This is a genomic window from Sphingobium psychrophilum (genome assembly GCF_012927105.1).
Taxonomy (GTDB): domain Bacteria; phylum Pseudomonadota; class Alphaproteobacteria; order Sphingomonadales; family Sphingomonadaceae; genus Sphingobium; species Sphingobium psychrophilum.
The window spans coordinates 19,033-38,020 of record NZ_JABBFV010000022.1; the positions used below are offsets into that span (position 1 = coordinate 19,033).

At 64.6% G+C, this 18,988-nt stretch carries 19 protein-coding genes; 15 read left to right on the forward strand and 4 right to left on the reverse strand.

Translation table 11 applies throughout. The annotated features are described in order from the left end of the window. Positions 1-48: 48 nt before the first annotated feature. From HHL08_RS20870 to HHL08_RS20880, 3 genes are all read left to right on the forward strand, one after another. Positions 49-276 (forward strand): F0F1 ATP synthase subunit C, encoded by a 228-nt coding sequence (locus tag HHL08_RS20870; protein ID WP_006961951.1) that lies wholly within the window; start codon positions 49-51, stop codon positions 274-276. A 90-nt stretch (positions 277-366) separates the two neighbouring features. Next, positions 367-861: a F0F1 ATP synthase subunit B family protein gene (locus HHL08_RS20875; RefSeq protein ID WP_169574892.1), complete on the forward strand. Its 495-nt coding sequence runs from the start codon at positions 367-369 to the stop codon at positions 859-861. Further along, positions 854-1,465 carry a F0F1 ATP synthase subunit B family protein gene (locus HHL08_RS20880; RefSeq protein WP_169574893.1) on the forward strand — a complete coding sequence of 204 codons (612 nt, stop codon included), beginning with the start codon at positions 854-856 and terminating at the stop codon, positions 1,463-1,465. Before HHL08_RS20875 ends, HHL08_RS20880 begins: the two co-directional genes overlap by 8 nt. Before the next feature lie 244 nt (positions 1,466-1,709). Here the strand turns inward: HHL08_RS20880 and HHL08_RS20885 are convergent, their stop codons facing one another. After that, a complete protein-coding gene (locus HHL08_RS20885) occupies positions 1,710-2,762 on the reverse strand; it encodes an NAD(P)-dependent alcohol dehydrogenase (RefSeq protein WP_169574894.1) in 1,053 nt (350 codons plus the stop codon). A gap of 142 nt (positions 2,763-2,904) precedes the next feature. Between HHL08_RS20885 and uvrC the strand changes: the two genes are divergently transcribed. The 10 genes from uvrC (at position 2,905) to HHL08_RS20935 (ending at position 12,845) form a co-directional block, all read left to right on the forward strand. After that, on the forward strand, positions 2,905-4,818 hold the full coding sequence (uvrC, locus tag HHL08_RS20890; RefSeq protein ID WP_169574895.1) for an excinuclease ABC subunit UvrC: 1,914 nt from the start codon (positions 2,905-2,907) through the stop codon (positions 4,816-4,818). Positions 4,819-4,916: 98 nt separating this feature from the next. Then, on the forward strand, positions 4,917-5,537 hold the full coding sequence (locus tag HHL08_RS20895) for a hypothetical protein (RefSeq protein ID WP_169574896.1): 621 nt from the start codon (positions 4,917-4,919) through the stop codon (positions 5,535-5,537). A gap of 62 nt (positions 5,538-5,599) precedes the next feature. Next, positions 5,600-6,964: an NAD-dependent succinate-semialdehyde dehydrogenase gene (locus HHL08_RS20900; protein ID WP_169574897.1), complete on the forward strand. Its 1,365-nt coding sequence runs from the start codon at positions 5,600-5,602 to the stop codon at positions 6,962-6,964. A 49-nt stretch (positions 6,965-7,013) separates the two neighbouring features. Next, positions 7,014-7,748: a DNA repair protein RecO gene (gene recO, locus HHL08_RS20905; protein WP_169574898.1), complete on the forward strand. Its 735-nt coding sequence runs from the start codon at positions 7,014-7,016 to the stop codon at positions 7,746-7,748. Between the two features lie 49 nt (positions 7,749-7,797). Next, a complete protein-coding gene (gene leuB, locus HHL08_RS20910) occupies positions 7,798-8,841 on the forward strand; it encodes a 3-isopropylmalate dehydrogenase (RefSeq protein ID WP_169574899.1) in 1,044 nt (347 codons plus the stop codon). A gap of 149 nt (positions 8,842-8,990) precedes the next feature. Then, entirely contained in the window at positions 8,991-9,989 is a 999-nt protein-coding gene (locus HHL08_RS20915) for a threonine dehydratase (RefSeq protein WP_169574900.1), read from the forward strand. Beyond that, positions 9,986-11,194, forward strand: coding sequence for a trans-sulfuration enzyme family protein (locus tag HHL08_RS20920; RefSeq protein ID WP_169574901.1), 1,209 nt, complete (start codon positions 9,986-9,988; stop codon positions 11,192-11,194). The genes HHL08_RS20915 and HHL08_RS20920 overlap by 4 nt, the downstream gene beginning before the upstream one ends. Positions 11,195-11,226: 32 nt before the next feature. Next, complete coding sequence (gene apaG, locus HHL08_RS20925) at positions 11,227-11,625, forward strand: Co2+/Mg2+ efflux protein ApaG (protein ID WP_088182769.1); 399 nt, start codon at positions 11,227-11,229, stop codon at positions 11,623-11,625. Continuing rightward, positions 11,622-12,413, forward strand: coding sequence for a LysR family transcriptional regulator (locus tag HHL08_RS20930; protein WP_169574902.1), 792 nt, complete (start codon positions 11,622-11,624; stop codon positions 12,411-12,413). Before apaG ends, HHL08_RS20930 begins: the two co-directional genes overlap by 4 nt. Before the next feature lie 21 nt (positions 12,414-12,434). Continuing rightward, the gene (locus tag HHL08_RS20935) at positions 12,435-12,845 is read left to right on the forward strand and encodes a hypothetical protein (RefSeq protein WP_169574903.1); all 411 of its coding nucleotides are present in this window, start codon (positions 12,435-12,437) and stop codon (positions 12,843-12,845) included. Here the strand turns inward: HHL08_RS20935 and HHL08_RS20940 are convergent. Together HHL08_RS20940 and parE are read right to left on the reverse strand one after the other, a co-directional pair. Continuing rightward, positions 12,826-14,067, reverse strand: a complete 1,242-nt coding sequence (locus tag HHL08_RS20940) for a serine hydrolase (protein ID WP_235955204.1) — start codon at positions 14,065-14,067, stop codon at positions 12,826-12,828. The two genes, HHL08_RS20935 and HHL08_RS20940, sit on opposite strands and share 20 nt — an antisense overlap. A 68-nt stretch (positions 14,068-14,135) precedes the next feature. Then, complete coding sequence (parE, locus tag HHL08_RS20945; protein WP_169574904.1) at positions 14,136-16,112, reverse strand: DNA topoisomerase IV subunit B; 1,977 nt, start codon at positions 16,110-16,112, stop codon at positions 14,136-14,138. A gap of 157 nt (positions 16,113-16,269) precedes the next feature. Here parE and HHL08_RS20950 point away from each other — a divergent pair, with 157 nt between their 5' ends. Next, positions 16,270-17,109 (forward strand): outer membrane protein, encoded by an 840-nt coding sequence (locus HHL08_RS20950; protein WP_169574905.1) that lies wholly within the window; start codon positions 16,270-16,272, stop codon positions 17,107-17,109. A 70-nt stretch (positions 17,110-17,179) separates the two neighbouring features. Here the strand turns inward: HHL08_RS20950 and HHL08_RS20955 are convergent, their stop codons facing one another. Then, positions 17,180-17,875, reverse strand: a complete 696-nt coding sequence (locus tag HHL08_RS20955) for a GcrA family cell cycle regulator (RefSeq protein WP_169574906.1) — start codon at positions 17,873-17,875, stop codon at positions 17,180-17,182. A gap of 116 nt (positions 17,876-17,991) precedes the next feature. Here HHL08_RS20955 and HHL08_RS20960 point away from each other — a divergent pair, with 116 nt between their 5' ends. Beyond that, positions 17,992-18,852: an ABC transporter permease gene (locus HHL08_RS20960; protein ID WP_169574907.1), complete on the forward strand. Its 861-nt coding sequence runs from the start codon at positions 17,992-17,994 to the stop codon at positions 18,850-18,852. Positions 18,853-18,988: the final 136 nt, after the last annotated feature.

The window sequence follows — 18,988 nt, forward strand, 5'->3', positions numbered from 1 at the left end:
ACCTGATTTCCTCAACAATACCACTATTCTAACGAAGGAGTTTACGACATGGACGCAGAAGCCGCAAAGCTGCTCGGTGCTGGCCTGGCCGCCATCGGTGCGGGCATCGCCGCCCTCGGTGTGGGCAACGTGTTCAGCGCGTTCCTCGAAGGCGCGCTGCGCAATCCGGGTGCCGCTGATGGCCAGCAGGGTCGCCTGTTCATCGGTTTCGCCGCGGCGGAACTTCTGGGTCTGCTGGCGTTCGTTATCGCCATGATCCTGGTGTTCGTGGCCTAACACACGAAATGAGGAGCGGGCAGGGCGGCGTCGTGCCACAGCCTGCCCGCTTCGCCTATTTGACCGCCCTCTGACCGGACGGACCGTAAAATGCCTCAAATCGCGCAAATCGCCGATACCTACTCCAGCCAGATTTTCTGGTTGCTGCTGACCTTCGGCCTCGTCTTCTTCGTCATCGGCCTTGGCATGGTGCCCAAGGTGCAGGGCACGGCGGACGCGCGCGACGCGAAGATCAGTGGCGATCTGGATGCGGCCAAGGCCGCCTTCGCCCGCGCTGATGAAGCGGAAGCGGACTATCGCGTCCGCGACGCCGGCAACCGCGCGGCCGCCCAGGCGACTCTGGCCAAGGCCAAGAGCGACGCCACCAAGGCGACCGAAGTCAAGCTGGCCGCCGCCGATGCGGTAGTCGCTGAAAAGATCGCCGCCGCCGAAGCCCGTATCAAGGGTGCCAGCGACGCGGCAATGGCAGAAATCGAAACCGTCGCCGCTGATGCGGCGCGCGACATGGTGGCGCGCATCTCCGGCGTGGAAGCGTCGGACGAGGCCGCCCGCAACGCAGTAAAGGCGGCACTGGCCCATGGCTGAGGCAGCGTCCCATAGCGCATCGGAGGTTCCGCACTTGAACGAGGCGATCCACAGCGAAGGCATGGAGCCGGTCGGCACCGTCGCCCATGAAGGCGTGGTCCCCCACACCGATCCCCAAGCGGTCGGCATGGACGCGACAGCCTGGGTCAGCCTAGCGATGCTGGCGTTCATAATCATCCTGCTGATCAAGAAGGTGCCTGCCCTGATCGGCGGCGCGCTGGACGGCCGGATCGCCCAGATCAAGGAACAGCTCGCCGAAGCCTCGCGCCTGCGCGCCGAAGCCGAAGCGCTCAAGGGCGAATATGAAGCCAAGCTTGCCGCCGCAGCCGGTGAAGCCGACGCCATGCGCAAGGCGGCCGAGCATGAAGCCGAAGGGCTGATCGCCGACGCCAGGGCCAATGCCGAGGATCTGGTCACCCGTCGTCAGAAGATGGCGGAAGACAAGATCGGCGCCGCCGAACGCGCCGCCATCACCGCCATCCGCGCCAAGGCCGTGAACGCGGCCACCGCCGCCGCCGCGGTTCTGATCGCGCAGGGCCATGACGCCGTTGCCGACAAGGCTTTGGTCGACAGCGCTATTGGCGGGCTTGGCACGATCAACTGATCCGTCTGTAATGACGATAAAAGGGGCGGGTGCGCATCGTCGCACCGGCCCCTTTTTCGTATCTCTTACCACCTCGCGAGCGGGAGGCAGACCCCCGCCAATCGGTTCGCTTCGAGCGAAGTCGAGAAGCGGCAAGCGCTGTGCTAGCGTTTCTCGACACGCTCGAAACGAACGGACGTTGCCAAAATCAATCTGACAACGTCAGTGTGTAACAGGCGGCCCCATCAGACAGCCGCCCGTTCCCTCACGCCGCCAGCGTGGCGCTGTCGATCACGAAGCGATATTTGACGTCGCTCTTCTGCATCCGCGCATAGGCAGTCTCGATATCCTGAATCGCGATCATCTCGATCTCGGACGTGATGCCCTTCTCCGCGCAGAAATCGAGCATCTCCTGCGTCTCCGCGATACCGCCGATCAGCGATCCGGCGATCGCCTTGCGCCCAAAAATCAACGCCCCGACGCTGGGCGAAGGGTGGGGATGCTCCGGAACCCCGACCAGCGTCAACGTGCCGTCCCGCTTCAACAGCGCGGTGAACGCATCCAGATCATGACTGGCCGCGACCGTGTTCAGGATGAAATCGAAGCTGCTGGCGTGGGCCGCCATCTCGTCCGCATTGCGCGATACGATCACCTCGTCCGCGCCCAGCGCCAGCGCGTCCTGACGTTTGCCTTCCGACGTCGTGAACGCGACGACATGCGCGCCCAGCGCATGGGCCAGCTTCACACCCATATGGCCGAGGCCACCGATGCCGACGATCCCGACCTTCATGCCGGGGCCGACCTTCCAGTGGCGCAGCGGCGACCAGGTGGTGATGCCCGCGCACAACAGCGGCGCGACCGCCGCCAGTTGCTCCGGCGCATGGCTGATCTTCAGGACGAAGTCATCCTTGACCGTGATGCTCTGCGAATAACCGCCCAGCGTATGGCCGGGGGCATCTGCGGTCGGGCCATTATAGGTGCCGACAAAGCCGGTTTCGCAATATTGCTCCAGCCCTTCGTCGCACGACGCGCAGGACTGGCAGCTATCTACCATGCAACCGACGCCTACCGTATCGCCGACCTTGAACTTGGCCACATGGTCACCGACGGCGGTGACATGGCCGACGATTTCATGGCCTGGGACGCAGGGATATAGCGTGCCGTCCCATTCGGACCGGACCTGGTGCAGGTCGGAATGGCACACGCCGCAATAGGCGATGGTGATCTGTACGTCATGCGCGCCGACCGGGCGGCGTTCGATGGTGATGGCTTCCAACGGCTTGTCGGCCGCATAAGCGCCATAGGCTTTTACGCTCATTGGGTGGTCCCTCTGATGCTAGTTGGATAATGGGTCGTGGAATGGCCGCATCTTTTTGTACGGTACGGTATAGATGGGCTTTGGGCGGTCTGGATCAACCCCGGCCATTGCTAAAGAAGCCGCGCACGCTATTTCTGCCCGCATGTCCGGCCCCCAATCTCCCGATCGCTTCAACGAAGACAAGGCAAGCTTCACCGTCACCGGCAGCCAGCCGGATATCGACCTGGGCGTGGAGGCGATCCGCACCACGCTCAAGACCCTGCCGATCCGTCCCGGCGTCTATCGGATGCATGATGCGCGCGGCGACGTGCTCTATGTGGGAAAGGCGCGGGCGCTCAAGAATCGCGTCGCCAACTATACCCAGGTCGATCGCCTGCCGCGCCGGCTCCAGCGGATGGTGGCCCAGACGCGCAGCATGACCATCGTCACCACCAACAGCGAAGCCGAAGCGCTGCTGCTGGAGGCGCAACTCATCAAGCGCTACCGCCCGCCTTACAACGTCCTGCTGCGCGACGACAAAAGCTTCCCCTTCATCCTGCTGCGTGAAGATCATGCCTTCCCCCGCGTCCAGAAGCATCGCGGCGCGCGCAAGGCGAAGGGGCGCTATTATGGTCCCTTCGCAAGCGCCGGATCGGTCACCCGCACCATCAATGCGCTGCAAAAACTGTTCCTGCTGCGCTCCTGCACCGACAGCTTCTTCGCCAACCGCTCGCGCCCCTGCCTGCTCTATCAAATCAAGCGCTGCTCGGCCCCTTGCGTCGATCGCATCGACCCGGATGGCTATGCCGAACTGGTCCGCGACGCGCAGGATTTCCTGGGCGGCAAGTCAATCACCGTCCAGAAAAAGCTGGGCGCGGCGATGGAGCAGGCGGCGCAATCGCTCGATTTCGAGCAGGCCGCCGTCATCCGCGACCGGCTGAAGGCGCTGACCTTCATCCAGGGCAGCCAGGCGATCAATGCCGAAGGGCTGGGCGATGCCGATATCTTCGCGCTGGCGGCGAAGGGCGGGGCGATGTGCATCCAGGCCTTTTTCATCCGCGGCGGCCAGAATTGGGGCCATCGCAGCTTCTTCCCCGTCCATACCGCCGACGTGGCGGAGGATGAAGTTCTGGAAAGTTTTATGGCGCAATTTTACGAGGAAGTGCCGCCGCCCCGCCTGATCCTCGCCGATCGCCAGCCCGCCGAATGCGAACTGATGGTGCTGGCGCTCAGCGAACGGGCAGGGGGCAAGGTCCGCATCGAAGTGCCCCAGCGCGGCGACCGCACCCGCCTCATCAAACAGGCGCAGCGCAACGCGGTGGAGGCGCTCGACCGGCGGTTGGCCGAAACCACCAGCCAGGGCAAGATCCTCGACGAACTGGTCGAGGCGTTCGGGCTGGAGGGCGTGCCCGACCGCATCGAAATATACGACAACAGCCATATCCAGGGCGCGCATGCGCTGGGCGCGATGGTGGTCGCGGGGCCGGAGGGCTTCCGCAAGAACGCCTATCGCAAGTTCAACATGAAGAATCCCGAAATCTCCAACGACGATTTCGCGATGATGCGCGAGATGTTCGAACGCCGCTTCGGGCGCGCGCAAAAGGAAGACCCGGATCGCGACAGCGGCGAATGGCCCGACCTGGTGTTGATCGACGGCGGCAAGGGCCAGCTATCGGCCGCCCGTAACATGCTGGAGGAAATGGGGATAGAGGACGTCACCATGATCGGCGTCGCCAAGGGGCCGCATCATGGCCGCGACGGGCGCGAAGTCTTCCACATGCTCGACGGCCGCGAAATCAATTTCCCCGTAAACCACCCGGTCCTCTTCTACCTGCAAAGGCTCCGCGACGAAGCCCACCGCTTCGCCATCGGCGCCCACCGCGCCAAGCGCAGCAAAGCGATCACCGTGTCGTCGCTGGACGAGGTGCCCGGCATCGGTCCGGCCCGCAAGAAGGCGCTGCTGATGCACTTCGGCACCGCCCGCGCCGTCCGCGACGCCGCGCTGGACGATCTGGCGCGCGCGCCCGGCGTGTCGAAGGCGGTGGCGCAACAGGTCTATGATTATTTTCATGGGTGATGGGGGGTAGGGCTAACGGCCTGGCGCATTAATCATGCCGGGAAAGCAGGCTTTAAGCCGGTGCGGCTAATGCATCGGCGTTTGATGGAGAAACGCCGATGCGCCACCGCTTGTTGTGCCTGCTGTTCGCCCTGTCCTGCGCCTCGACCGTTCAGGCGCGGCAGGTCAAACCGATCCAACCGTTGAGCCTGGTCGCTGGCCAGCCCGTTCGCGTCACTGGCATGGACCTCAGTTTCGCGCCGCAAATCCTCGCCGAACTGGGCGAAAGCGATGCCAAGGCGGCCCGTAAGCGCGTGGAGGCGGGCCTGCCCCCGCTCGATTCCGCCAGCTACCCCACCGGACCGCTCGACGGCGCGCGCTATGCCACCATGCCGTTCAAGCAGATGTTCCCGCTTGTCATCCGTGACGTCACACGCGACTGGAAACTGGACAGCGGCACCCCCGTCATCCTGCGAATCACGCTGGACCGCCTGCAAACCGCCAATGCGGCGATGGCCATATTGATTGCGGGCAGTTCCGACATATTGGAAGGCAATGTGGACGTGATCGACGCGACCCATGGCGGCTTGCTGGGGTCGTTCCGGGTAGAGGTGCAGAACAGCCATGGCGGCTGGGGCGGCATGGTGATCCGCGGCGGCGGCATCCGCGAAAAACTCGCCGAAGAATTCGGACTGGAACTGTCGCGCTATATCGCTGGGCGGAAAAAGAAGGACGGCTGACCGGATCGATCATCGCCCCTCGCGCGCTTGTTCGACAACAATCCGCACGAGGACATCCATCAATGATGAAAAGCATCAACCCCGCCACCGGAGAAGAGATCGCCACCCACGAACCATTGACGCCAGCACAGATCGACGCAGCGCTGGACCGGGCGACCGCGACCTCTGCGACATGGCGGACCACCCCCATCGCGGAGCGCACCGCGCTCCTCATCGCCCTTGCCGACGCCTATCACGCCCATCGCGATCGGCTCGCCCGCATGGCGACGCTGGAAATGGGCAAGACGCTGAAATCCGCGCTGGCGGAGATCGACAAATGCGTCGCCGCCTTCCGCCATTATGCGCAAGCTGGCCCGGCCATGCTGGACGGTGGCAGCATCCCGCTCGCCGCCGGGGGCAAGGCCGATTACGTCTGGCTACCGATCGGCCCGGTGCTGGCGGTGATGCCGTGGAATTTCCCCTATTGGCAGGTCGTCCGCTTCCTCGCCCCCTGCATCCTCGCCGGCAATGTCGGCCTGCTCAAGCACGCCAGCAATGTGCAGGGCGTCGCCGCGCTGATGCAGGAGATGATGGGCGTAGCCGGGGCGCCCGAAGGCCTGTTCCAGAATCTGCCGATCCGATCGGACGCGGTCGCGGCGATCATCGCCGACGATCGCGTTGCCGCCGTCACCCTGACCGGCAGCGAGGGTGCCGGCCGCGCCGTAGCGGAACAGGCGGGCAGGGCGCTCAAGAAGGTGGTGCTGGAACTGGGCGGTGCCGACCCGTTCATCGTCATGCCCTCGGCCGATCTCGATGCGGCGGTCAAGCAGGCGGTGACGGCGCGGGTCCAGAATAGCGGCCAATCCTGCATCTGCGGCAAGCGGATGATCGTCCATGCCGACATTTACGACGCCTTCCTCGATCGCTTCTCGGCCGCTATGGCGGCGGTCAAGGCGGGTGATCCGTTCGACCCCGCCACCGACATGGGACCGCTCTCCAGTGAGGAACAGCGCCGCACCGTGCAGGAACAGATCTGGAAGATGCAGGCGGCGGGCGCGACCCTGATCGGTGGCGAAGCGCTCCCCGGTCCCGGCGCCTATATGACCGCCGGCATATTGACCGACGTGCCAACCGATCCCGCGCTGATGGGGGAGGAGATTTTCGGCCCCATCGCCATGCTGTTCAAGGCGGCCGACATCGATGACGCGATCGCCATCGCCAACACCATCCCCTTCGGCCTCGGCTCGTCAGTCTGGACGACGGACGAGGCGGAGGAGGCGCGCTTCGTCCGCGATGTGCAGGCGGGCATGACGGCGGTGAACCAGATGCTCGCTTCTGCTCCCGAAGCCCCCTTCGGCGGCGTCAAACGCTCCGGCCACGGCCGCGAACTCGGCCCGTTCGGCCTGCATGAATTCATGAATCTGAAGAGCGTCTACAGGGCAGGGTGAAGCGCGAACCGCTTTCCTATAGCAATGCTTGCCCGTACAGACAGGCGCCATGCCCAGCCTGACCACCACCGCCATCGTCTGTTCCGTGCGCCATCATGGCGAACATGGGGCGATCGCGCGATTGTTGACGCCCGATCATGGCCTGCTGCCCGGCTATGTCCGCGGCGGGCGGTCGCGGGCGATGCGCCCGGTGCTGATGCCCGGCAATATCGTGAAGGCAGATTTCCGCGCTCGTACGGAGGATCAACTGGCCGGACTGACGGTGGAACTGGCGCAGAGCCGCGCGCCGCTGCTGGCCGAACCGCTACCCGCCGTGGCGATCGACTGGAGCTGCGCCCTGACGGCCGCATCCCTGCCCGAAGGCACGCCCTATCCCGCCCTGCATCAGGCGCTGGACGGTGTGCTGAGCGCGGTGGAGGCGGCCCCGGCGGCGCGCGGTTGGGCGGTGGCGCTGGTGCGCTACGAATTGCTGCTGCTGGCGGAACTGGGCTTTGGCCTGGACCTGACCCGCTGCGCCGCGCTGGGCGATACCGACGATCTCGCCTTCGTCAGCCCCCGCAGCGCCGCCGCGGTCAGCCGCGCGGCGGCAGTCGGCTACGAGGCCCGGCTGTTGCCGCTGCCGCCTTTCCTGATCGAAGGCGGCATGGGCGATTGGACGCAGATACTGGACGGGCTGCGCCTTACCGGCTTCTTCCTCGAACGCTCGATCCTGATCGATCGGCGCGCCGAAATCCTCGCGGCGCGCGAACGACTGGTCGACCGGCTGAAAAGGGCGGTTGCGTGAAACCTCCTGTCTCCATAAGGGGCAGCCACGCAATATAAGGAGTCTCGCCATGTTGATCGCCCTGTTCCCCGGAGACGGCATCGGTCCCGAAATCGTGGCGCAGGCCGTCCGCGTGCTCGACGCGCTGGCGATCCCCGGCCTCACTTATGAAGACGGACTGGTCGGCGGCGCGGCCTATAAGGCGGTCGGCCATCCGCTGCCGCCCGAAACGCTGGAGATAGCGCGCCGTGCCGACGCCATCCTGTTCGGCGCGGTCGGCGATCCTGATTGCGACGCGCTGGAACGGCACCTGCGGCCCGAACAGGCGATTTTGGGCCTGCGCAAGGCACTGGGCCTTTTCTCCAACCTCCGCCCGGCGAAGGTTTTTCCCGAACTGGCCAATGAATCCGCGCTGCGCCCCGAAGTCGCCAGTGCGATCGACCTGCTGATCGTCCGCGAAACCAATGGCGACGTCTATTTCGGCGAAAAGGGCTTCCGTACCACCGCCGACGGCCTGCGCGAAGGCTATGACGTCATGTCGTACAACGAAGCCGAAGTGCGCCGCATCGCCCATGCCGGTTTCCAGGCCGCCCGCGCGCGCCGCGGCAAGCTGTGCTCGGTGGACAAGGCCAATGTGCTGGAAACCAGCCAATTGTGGCGCGACGTGGTGATCGAGGTGTCGGCCGACTATCCCGACGTTGCGCTCAGCCACATGTATGTCGACAATGCCGCGATGCAGCTAGTCCGCAACCCCGGCCAGTTCGACGTCATCGTCACCGGCAACCTGTTCGGCGACATCCTCTCGGACCAGGCGAGCATGTGCGTCGGCTCCATCGGGATGCTGGCATCGGCGACGCTCAACGGCACCGGGCAGGGGCTGTATGAGCCGATTCATGGTTCCGCCCCCGATATCGCTGGCACCGGCAAGGCGAACCCGCTGGCGACCATATTGTCCGCAGCAATGATGCTGCGCTATTCGCTCAACCTGCCCGAACAGGCCGACCGGATCGAAACCGCGGTAGCGAAGGCGCTGGCCGATGGCGCGCGCTCGCCGGACCTGGGCGGCACGATGACGACGGTAGAGATGGGTGCCGCGGTTCTGGCGGTGCTCTGATAAGGAGGGAAGCGCCGCGCCGCCCGAATGGATTGGCACCGGACTGGTCGGGAAGGGCCAGTTGCGGGGCCAGTCACGCAGCCGTTTATGGGGCCAATTGCGCGTTATCGGTCCTGTCCTACACCCTGCATAGCCATTAGGGAGGCGGGATGAACGATTTCTCCCTGTCCAGTCTCCGCGCCGCCGCCGACATGGTCCATGCCCAGGTTCCGCCGACGCCGCAATATGCCTGGCCGTTGCTGGGCCGCCGGTCCGGCTGCGACCTGTGGGTGAAGCATGAAAATCACACCCCCACCGGCGCGTTCAAGGCGCGGGGGGCGATCACCTATATCGACTGGCTGCGGCGCACCCACCCGGAGGTGAAGGGCATCATCACCGCCACCCGCGGCAATCATGGCCAAGCGCAGGTCCGCGCCGCCACCGCCGCTGGCATCGCCGCCACCATCGTCGTGCCCCATGGCAATGCGCTGGAAAAGAACGCCGCGATGCGCGCGTTCGGCGCGACCCTGATCGAACATGGCCATGATTTCGACAGTGCGAAGGCGGAGGCGATCCGCCTGTCGGCGCAGGAGGGCCTGTTCATGGTCCCGGCCTATCATGACGAACTGGTCCGCGGCGTCGCCAGCTATGGCCTGGAACTGTTCGATGCGGTGCCCGACCTTGATACCGTCTATGTCCCGGTCGGTTGCGGATCGGGCCTGTGCGGCACGATCGCAGCGCGCGACGCGCTGGGCCTCAAGACCAAGGTGGTCGGCGTCGTGTCCGCTCATGTCGATGCCGCCAAACGCAGCTTCGAAGCCGGACGGCTGATTTCCAGCCCGACCGCCTATACCTTTGCCGATGGCGTTGCCGTCTGCACCCCGGTTCAGGCGGCGCTCGACTATTTCGGGCCGCGCGCCGACCGCTTCGTCGGCGTCACCGATGATGAAGTGGCGCAGGCGATCCGCATCTATTGGCAGGACACGCATAATCTGGCCGAAGGGGCAGGGGCCGTCGCGCTCGCGGCCGCGCTTCAGGAAAAGGAGCGAATGCGTGGCAAGAAGGTTGCGGTTATCCTGTCGGGCGGTAATGGCGACATGAGCCAGATGGCCGAGATATTGCGCGGCGCCACGCCGCAAGTGACGATGGACATGCGGAAAGCGATATGAAGCGGAAAAGCGGTCAGAACCCTGACATCACCAAGAACTGGAAGCCTGCTACGCTGGCGATCCGGGGCGGCACGGCGCGCAGCGAATATGGCGAGACGTCCGAAGCCCTGTTCCTGACCAGCGGCTATAGCTATGACCGGGCCGAGGATGCCGCGGCGCGCTTCGCTGGCGAGCAGGTCGGCATGACCTATTCGCGCCTCCAGAACCCGACCGTGGAGATGCTGGAACAGCGTATCGCCCTGCTCGAAGGGGCAGAGGCGTGCCGCGCGACCGCCACCGGCATGGCGGCGATGACCGCCGCGCTGCTGTGCCAATTGTCGGCGGGCGATCATGTCGTGGGCGCCAAGGCCGCCTTTGGCTCATGCCGCTGGCTGACCGATACGCTGTTGCCCAAATTCGGGATCGAGACGACGACGATCGACGGCAGCGATACCGCGGCCTGGGAAGCGGCGATCCGGCCCAATACCAAGGTATTTTTCTTCGAAACGCCCGCCAATCCGACGATGGACATCGTTGACCTCGCGGCGGTGTGCGCCATTGCAAAGGCGCATGGCATCACCAGCGTCGTGGACAACGCCTTCGCCACGCCCGCCTTGCAGCGGCCGATGGACTTCGGCGCGGACGTCGTCGCCTATAGCGCGACCAAGATGATGGACGGGCAGGGCCGCGTGCTGGCCGGCGCGATTTGCGGCACGCGCGACTGGATCGACAATATTCTGCTGCCTTTCCACCGCAATACCGGGCCAACGCTGGCCGCGTTCAACGCCTGGGTAGTCCTCAAGGGGCTGGAGACGCTCGATCTGCGCATCCGCCGCCAAAGCGAAAATGCGCTCAAGGTCGCCGCTTTCCTGGAAGGCCGTGTCGCCAAGGTGCTCTATCCCGGCCTGCCGAGCCATCCCCAGCATGCGCTCGCCATGCGCCAAATGGCCATGGCCGGTCCGATCTTCTCGCTCTATGTCGGCGGTGGCCGGGCGGAGGCGCATGGCCTGCTTAACGGCCTGGAACTGGTCGATATCAGCAACAATATCGGCGATTCGCGTTCGTTGATGACCCATCCGGCATCGACCACCCATTTCGGCATGGCGGAAGCCGCGCGGCTGGAAGTCGGCATCACCGAAGACATGCTGCGCCTCAACGTCGGTTTGGAGGATGCGGACGACGTCATCGCCGACCTCGATCAGGCGCTGCGGTCGATAGGGCGTTGACGAATGAGGGGGTTAGGGCGCATTTCCGAGACGTGAACGCACTTTTCCCCTTCCACGCCACCACGCGGGACATCATCGTCCATGTCGCGGTCACCTTCCTGCCCGAACAGTCGGAGCCGGATCGGGGCCGCTGGTTCTGGGCCTATCATATCCGCATCGAAAATCAGGGCGACCAGCCGGTGCAGCTTCTGACCCGCCACTGGATCATCACCGATGGGCGCGGCGCGCAGCATATGGTCGATGGTGACGGCGTGGTCGGCGAACAGCCGGTGGTGCAGCCGGGGAAAAGCTATGACTATGTATCGGGTTGCCCGCTCAACACGCCGACCGGGTCGATGAAGGGCAGTTACCGCATGATTGGTGTCGGCGGCGAGACGTTCGATGTGGCCATCCCTCATTTCGCCCTGATTGCCCCCGCGGTGGCCGAATGAAGCGGACCCATTTGCCGCTCAACGGCCTGCGCGTGCTGGACGCGGCCGCCCGGCACCTGTCCTTCACCCGCGCCGCGGACGAACTGGCGGTAACACCTGCCGCCGTGGGGCAGCAGATTCGCGCGCTGGAAGATATGCTGGGCGTCGTCCTGTTCCGCCGCACGCCCAAGGGGCTGGAACTGACGCCGGAGACAGAGGGCGGCCTCGACGCGCTACGCGCCGGCTTTCTGGAGTTTGAGGAAGCCGTGCGCGCGATGCAGGCGGGCCAGTCCAGCCATGCGCTGACCATCGCCGCGCCGCGCGACATCACAGGCAAATGGCTCCAGCCGCGCCTGGCCGCCTATGCCGCCGGCCAGTCCGACCTGACATTCCAGTTGATCGCCGCGGACGAAGCGCTCGACTTCACCGAAGCCAATCTCGACATTGCGATCCGCCTGGCAGATGGCGCAGGCGAGCATGAGGGCGTCAAGATCGGCGAAGCCGCCTATGTCACGGTCGAGGCGGCGGCGGGCGGTCCCGACCATCGGATCGACTGGCCCGGATGCCCGGCAGGCGACAAGCCCGCGATCATCCGTGTCGCCGACGGCGGTCTCGCCATCGAGGCGGCAGTCAACGGCTTTGGCCGTGCGCGCGTGCCGCTGCTGCTGGCGCAGGCCGACCTGGCCGCGGGGCGGGTGCGACAGGTGGGTGACACGACCCCGACGCTGCTGGCTTACTGGCTGATCGCGCCGTTACCCCAGTGGCGGCAGAAGAAGGTCAAGGCGCTGGTCGAGGCGCTGACGGCCTAAGTCGCTTCAATCGAGTTGCTGATGTTTCACGTAAATTATGACGCCCGAACCAATTGCCTGACGATGAAGGTCGAAGGTTTCTGGAAGCCGGACAATGTGGTCGCCCTCGCCAAAGAGGTGGGACTGAAGGCCAATCAGGCCAGGGCGATCCGTGACGATTTCAACGTCATCGTCGAATCCTTCGATTTCCCGGTGCAGGCGAACGACGTCGCCGATCTGCTCGCCGGCATCATGCGCGGCGGCATGACGCTGACCAGCGGGCGGACGGCGGTGGTCGTCGGCAGCCAATTGAACAGGGCGCAGGCGGAACGAACCCTGGTCCATCCCAGAGTGCGCGTGTTCCTGACCATGGAAGAGGCGCAGGCCTGGTTGGCGGAAGAGGCTGATCCTGCGTCGGCTGGTCAGACAAACCTTATTCCGCCAGCAGATTAAGCGCCCTCGTCATCAGCGCCACCAGCTTTGTTTCGTCCAGCCGCGCGGCGGGGTTGTTCCAGCTGGCGCTGATCGCATACCAGCGGCCATTCCGGGCCTGCGCCAGCATGTTCATCGCCATCACGCCGGGTTCGCTGCCGCCCTTATAGCCCAGATAGCGCCAGCGTTTCGCGTCGGCGGGCGGGATGCCCGGATTGACGGCCAGGATCGGCAGCGCGTCGCCGCCATGCAGACGCAGCCAGTCGAGCAGGCCGATCACGTCCTTTGGCGATGCGAACCATTCGATGCTGTCGATCGCCGTGGGTATTTCCGCGACGCTGCCCAAATCTACCCGGTCGGCGGTAAGGCGTGCAGTTGCATCGCGTAGCAGTCCACGGCGGTCGGCAAGCGATGCCGCTTCGTAGCGCCGGCGCAGATCGGCATTGGCGGGCATTTTGAGCGCGAAGGCTTCGGCGGTGCTGAGGATCGGCAGCGCTTTGGCCGCATCGGCATGGCCGGTCGTCGCCATCATGGCGTCCACCCGATCCCGTCCCAACGCCGCTAACAACGTGTCGCTGGCGCTATTGTCGCTTTCGGCGATCATTGCCGTGGCGAGGCTGTGCAGCGTCATCGGCGCCCGATCGGGCCAGGCCATCAGCCGCCCGGAAAAACTTTTCGGGCCGAGAGGCATGACGTCGCTCCAGCGCCGCTCCCGCGCCGCCGCTGCGCGCGCCAGTTCGGCGAGGATATAGAGTTTGAAGCTGGAGCCGGTCGCCATCTGCACGTCGGCGCGGTGAGCGCGCAGCCATTGGGGGCCGGAATCGGTCAGCTGCGCGATGGCAAAGCCGGTCGCGCCCGGCAGGTCGGCGATATCGGCCATGACCTTGTCCAGGCTGTCATTGGCGGTGCGAGCGCCGACGATATGCAGGCCGACGACCATATGGGGCGCTTGCGGCGCGACGACCAGGGTAAAACCCATAGTCGCGCGTTCGTAACGGATTTCGACCTGCCCGGCGGTGGCGCTGTCGGTCCGTACCGCGCCGAGCGCCAGCGGTTCGCCATGCTGGGCGCGCAGGTCAGCGGCGATCGTACGCCAGCGATCGACGGGCACGGCGTCGAGAAAAAGGCTGGAGAAATATGCCTCCTCGCCGCCGGGCGCGCTGAGGATGCGCAGCAATTGTTCGGCGCGGGCCTGATAGGCGGGGTTGGAGGCTGCGCGGGAAGATGCGGGGAAAAGGGACATGGTCAGCAACGATAGCAGGACAACCAGCCAAACGCAGCGTGTTCGCTTCGGGCGGGCCGCCCCCATCCTCACGCGTCGATCGCTTCCTCGTCCACCGCAGCGGCATTTTCCTGAATGAAGGCGAAGCGATGGGCGGGGTTGGTGCCCATCAGCCGATCGACCAGATCGCGCACCTGTGCCCGATCCTCGACATTGTCGGGCAGGGTGATGCGGATCAGCATCCGGGTCTTAGGGTCCATAGTCGTTTCGCGCAGCTGCATGGGGTTCATTTCGCCAAGCCCCTTGAAACGGCTGACCTCCACCTTCTTGCCCTTGAACTCCTTCGCCATCAGCGCTTCGCGATGGGCATCATCCTTGGCGTATAGACTCTTGCCGCCCGACACGATCCGATAGAGCGGCGGCTGCGCCAGATAGAGATGGCCGCGCCGCACCAGTTCGGGCATTTCCTGAAAGAAGAAGGTCATCAATAGCGTCGCGATATGCGCGCCATCCACGTCGGCGTCGGTCATGATGACGATGCGTTCGTAGCGCAGATGGTCCGGGTTGCAATCCTTGCGCGTGCCGCAGCCCAGCGCCAGGGTCATGTCGGCGATTTCCTGATTGGCCAGGATCTTGGCATTATTGGCGGAAGCGACGTTCAATATCTTGCCGCGCAGGGGCAGGATGGCCTGGGTCTTTCGGTCGCGCGCCTGCTTGGCCGAACCGCCGGCCGAATCGCCTTCGACCAGAAAGATTTCAGCACCTTCCGGGTCATCGTTCGAACAATCCGTCAGCTTGCCGGGCAGGCGCAGCTTCCGGCTGTTGGTCGCGGTCTTGCGCTTGACCTCCTTCTCCTGCTTGCGCTTCAGGCGCTCGTCCATCCGGTCGAGCACATAGGCGAGCAGCGCTTTGCCGCGATCCATATGGTCGGTCAGATAATGGTCGAAATGGTCGCGCACCGAATTTTCCACCAGTCGTGCCGCATCGGGGCTGGTCAGCCGGTCCTTGGTCTGGCTCTGGAACTGCGGATCGCGGATGAAGACGGACAGCATGATTTCCGATGACGTCATGATGTCGTCGGCGGTGATATCCTTGCCCTTCTTCTGCCCGATCAGTTCGGCAAAGGCACGGATGCCCTTGACCAGCGCGGTGCGCAGGCCGGCTTCATGCGTGCCGCCATCGGGGGTCGGGATGGTGTTGCAATACCAGCTGTAACTGCCATCCGACCAGAGCGGCCAGGCGACCGCCCATTCAACGCGGCCTGCGGTGCCAGGGAAATCCTGATTGCCCGAAAAGAAGACGCTGGTCGCGCAGTCGCGGTCGCCGACCTGCTCCTTCAGATGGTCAGCCAGCCCGCCGGGAAACTGGAACACGGCTTCGGCAGGGGTATCATCGCTGATCAGCGAGGGATCGCATTTCCAGCGGATTTCGACGCCCGCGAACAGATAGGCTTTGGAGCGGGCCAGGCGATGCAGCCGGGCCGGCTTGAACTTCTGCTCGCCGAAAATCTCGGTGTCGGGGACGAAGCTGACCAAAGTGCCGCGCCGGTTGGGCGCCGCGCCGACTTTTTCCAGCGTCGTGACGGGCAAGCCCCGCGAAAATTTCTGCCGGAACAGTTCCTTGTTCCGTGCCACCTCGACCACCGTGTCGGTCGACAGCGCATTGACCACGCTAATGCCCACGCCATGCAAGCCACCCGATGTGGCATAGGCCTTTCCCTCGAACTTGCCGCCCGAATGGAGCGTGGTCATGATGACCTCCAGCGCCGACTTGCCGGGGAATTTGGGATGCGCATCGACCGGAATGCCGCGACCATTGTCAGTTACGGTCAATTTGTTGCCGGCCTCCAGCGTCACCTCGATCCGGGTAGCGTGACCGGCCACGGCTTCGTCCATGCTGTTGTCCAGCACTTCGGACGCCAGGTGATGCAGCGCGCGCTCGTCGGTGCCGCCAATATACATGCCGGGGCGACGACGGACCGGCTCCAGTCCCTCCAGCACCTCGATGGTGGAGGCGTCATATTGCGGTGTGGCGGAGGTGTTGGCGGCGAACAGGTCTTCGGACATGCCACAAGCTATAAGCGGGCGCGCGGCGGGCGCAAGCGCCGAGCCATGTCGGGACAGAAACGATATGTCACAAAGGGCAGTGCAACAAAAATCCAATGTCAGTCGTTAGCGGCGGGAATGCGGAGATGGGCTCTCCGTATAAGGAGGAGACATTATCTTGAAGCTCACATTAATCGCGCCGCTGGGCGCTGCGCTCGCATTTGCCATTGGCGCTCCCGCCATGGCGCAGGACAGTGGTGCCGTCGATTGGTCCGGCCCCTATATTGGTGGATCGTTCGGCTACAACTGGCAGAAAAGCGACCAGGGCGAACATCTACGTTTCGATACCGACGCTAATGGCGACTATAATGATGTTATCCGCACTACGACCGGTGCCAATGCCTTTTCGCCGGGCACTTGTGGCGGTGCCTCACGCGGGTCAACCCCGGTTGCTGGCTGCGACGATGACAAGGATGCGATCGGCTGGATGGGCCATGTCGGCTATGACCGGCAGTTCGGCAGCATCGTTGCGGGCGTCGTCGCCGAAGCGGGCAAGGCCTATATCAGCGATAGCGTGACCGAATATTCGACCACGCCTGCTTTCTACACCATGACCCGGCGGATTAATTATAACGCCAACCTGCGCGCCCGCCTGGGCTACACCACCCCCGGCGGCATTATGCCCTACATCACCGGCGGCCTTGCCTATGCGAAGGTGAAGAACAGCTTCGCCACCAGCAACGGCGCCAACAGCTTCACACAATTCGACCGCAAGGAAGATGGCTGGGGCTACACGATGGGCGGCGGCATTGAAGCCAAGGTATCGGATAATTTCTCGGTCGGCGCACGCTATCTGTGGACCCGCTATAATGTCGGCGACTATCGCGTCGATGTCGGCGCAGGCACGGCACCGGCGACCAATCCGTTCCGCATCACCCCGTCGGGCGGCGCCAGCATGAACCGTGGCGACAAATTCGACACCCAGAGCGTGATGGTAACCACCAGCTTCCGCTTCTGATTGCAGCGACTACGAAAAAGGCCCGGTTTCCATATGGAAACCGGGCCTTTTTCGCGTCTGGCGTGAAGTGTTAGCGGACCCGTGGGCCACCGAAAGGCAGCGGCGGGGGCGGACGGCGCGTGCCGCGCGGCAACTGCGCCTGATAGGCGCGACCGCAATGCTCGACGCAATAGGGGAAGCCGGGATTCACCTGCTCGCCGCAGAAATGGAAGTCGGGTTCGCCCGGATGCCCCATCGGCCATTTGCAGATCCGCTCGGTCAGGTCGAGCAGCGTCGTCTTGTCCGCAATCTCCGCGCTCGGCTTGGCCGGCACCAGGCGGCGTGGCGGCGCGGGCGGGATCGGTGCCTGCTGGTCACCCGGACCCTGGCGCAGGAAGCCGCCGGGGCCGACTGAAATGATGCGGGGCTGAGGCGGCGGGGGCGGTGCGTCGGTCGCGGCTGCCGCGGCGGGAGCCGGTGCCGCAGGGGCTGCCGGCGCGGCGACGGGCGCACGGACAGGTGCCGGGGCAGACACGGCCGGTGCGGCGGCGCGCGGCGCTTCTACATCCGCGGCGGGCGCGGGTTTGCGCGGCGCAGGGGCAGTAGCCTTTTTGGGCGTCTCGTTCGCCTTCACCGGCGAAGGACGGGATTGCAGGCCCAGGCGATGCGCCTTGCCGATCACCGCGTTGCGGCTGACCCCGCCGAGTTCATCGGCGATCTGGCTGGCGGTCAGGCCGCGTTCCCACATACCCTTGAGCTGGTCGATACGCTCGTCGGTCCAGGACAATGAAAAACTCCTCACAAATCTTCTATGGCTTCCTATATGGGAAGCCGCGCCGCAGGTTCAAATCCTTGGATCTTCCCCCTTGCAGCATAACGGACCAGCCGATAGTCGATCCAACCATGAACGACCAGCCCAAAATTCACGCCGCGCCCGCGGTACGGCCGCCATTCCCCGAACCGGGCGTGCCGCAGATTCGCAACATCAACTGGGCCGGCACCTGGGCGCTTTACGCCAAGGAAGTGCGGCGCTTCCTGAAGGTCCAACTCCAGACCGTCTGGGCGCCGGCGATCACGACACTGATGTTCCTTGTGATCTTCATCGTCGCGCTGGGGGGCAGCGGGCGGACCGTGCTGCTACGCGGTGAAGCCGTGGCTTTCGCCGATTTCATCGCGCCGGGCCTCATCATCATGGGCATGATCAACGCCTGCTTCGCCAATGCCAGCTTCGCGCTGATGGTGGGCAAGGTACAGGGCACGCTGGTCGATTATCTGATGCCGCCGATCGCGGTGGGTGAATTGCTGTTCGCCTTGGTCGCTTCCTCGGTGACGCGCGCGATGTTCGTCGGCTTCGCCCTATGGCTGGCCATGGCCTTGTGGCCCGGCGTCCATGTCACGCCCGCGCATCTGTGGGCGGTCGCCTGGTTCGGCCTTCTCGGCACCAGCTTCATCGCTTTCCTGGGTGTGCTGACGTCGATCTGGGCGGACAAATTCGATCATGGCGCGGCGATCACCAATTTCGTGATCGGGCCGCTGGCGCTGCTGTCGGGGACATTCTATTCGATTGATCGGCTGCCCCCCATTTTCCAGGCGATCAGCCACGCCAACCCGTTCTTCTACATCATTTCCGGCTTCCGCTACGGCTTCGTCGCGGCGGCGGACACCAATGTCGTGGTAGGTAGTAGCGTGCTGCTGGGCCTGAACCTGATATTGGGCGGGCTGTGCTACACGCTGCTCAAGCGCGGCTGGAAGATCAAGGCCTGATCCGCTGCCGCCGCTTCAGATGAAGGCGGCGAAGAGCGGGACGGCGATCCCCATTATGAAAAGCGTGGCCGCCGCGATCAGCCAATGATGCAGGCGCGGCCAGCGATTCAGAGAAGGCGGGGCGTCGTCAGGATGC

Coding starts and splice junctions, on each gene's coding strand:
- HHL08_RS20870 (WP_006961951.1), top strand. CDS start 49: ATGGACGCAGAAGCCGCAAAGCTGCTCGGTGCTGGCCTGGCCGCCATC.
- HHL08_RS20875 (WP_169574892.1), top strand. CDS start 367: ATGCCTCAAATCGCGCAAATCGCCGATACCTACTCCAGCCAGATTTTC.
- HHL08_RS20880 (WP_169574893.1), top strand. CDS start 854: ATGGCTGAGGCAGCGTCCCATAGCGCATCGGAGGTTCCGCACTTGAAC.
- HHL08_RS20885 (WP_169574894.1), bottom strand. CDS start 2,762: ATGAGCGTAAAAGCCTATGGCGCTTATGCGGCCGACAAGCCGTTGGAA.
- uvrC (WP_169574895.1), top strand. CDS start 2,905: ATGTCCGGCCCCCAATCTCCCGATCGCTTCAACGAAGACAAGGCAAGC.
- HHL08_RS20895 (WP_169574896.1), top strand. CDS start 4,917: ATGCGCCACCGCTTGTTGTGCCTGCTGTTCGCCCTGTCCTGCGCCTCG.
- HHL08_RS20900 (WP_169574897.1), top strand. CDS start 5,600: ATGATGAAAAGCATCAACCCCGCCACCGGAGAAGAGATCGCCACCCAC.
- recO (WP_169574898.1), top strand. CDS start 7,014: ATGCCCAGCCTGACCACCACCGCCATCGTCTGTTCCGTGCGCCATCAT.
- leuB (WP_169574899.1), top strand. CDS start 7,798: ATGTTGATCGCCCTGTTCCCCGGAGACGGCATCGGTCCCGAAATCGTG.
- HHL08_RS20915 (WP_169574900.1), top strand. CDS start 8,991: ATGAACGATTTCTCCCTGTCCAGTCTCCGCGCCGCCGCCGACATGGTC.
- HHL08_RS20920 (WP_169574901.1), top strand. CDS start 9,986: ATGAAGCGGAAAAGCGGTCAGAACCCTGACATCACCAAGAACTGGAAG.
- HHL08_RS20930 (WP_169574902.1), top strand. CDS start 11,622: ATGAAGCGGACCCATTTGCCGCTCAACGGCCTGCGCGTGCTGGACGCG.
- HHL08_RS20935 (WP_169574903.1), top strand. CDS start 12,435: ATGTTTCACGTAAATTATGACGCCCGAACCAATTGCCTGACGATGAAG.
- HHL08_RS20940 (WP_235955204.1), bottom strand. CDS start 14,067: ATGTCCCTTTTCCCCGCATCTTCCCGCGCAGCCTCCAACCCCGCCTAT.
- parE (WP_169574904.1), bottom strand. CDS start 16,112: ATGTCCGAAGACCTGTTCGCCGCCAACACCTCCGCCACACCGCAATAT.
- HHL08_RS20960 (WP_169574907.1), top strand. CDS start 17,992: ATGAACGACCAGCCCAAAATTCACGCCGCGCCCGCGGTACGGCCGCCA.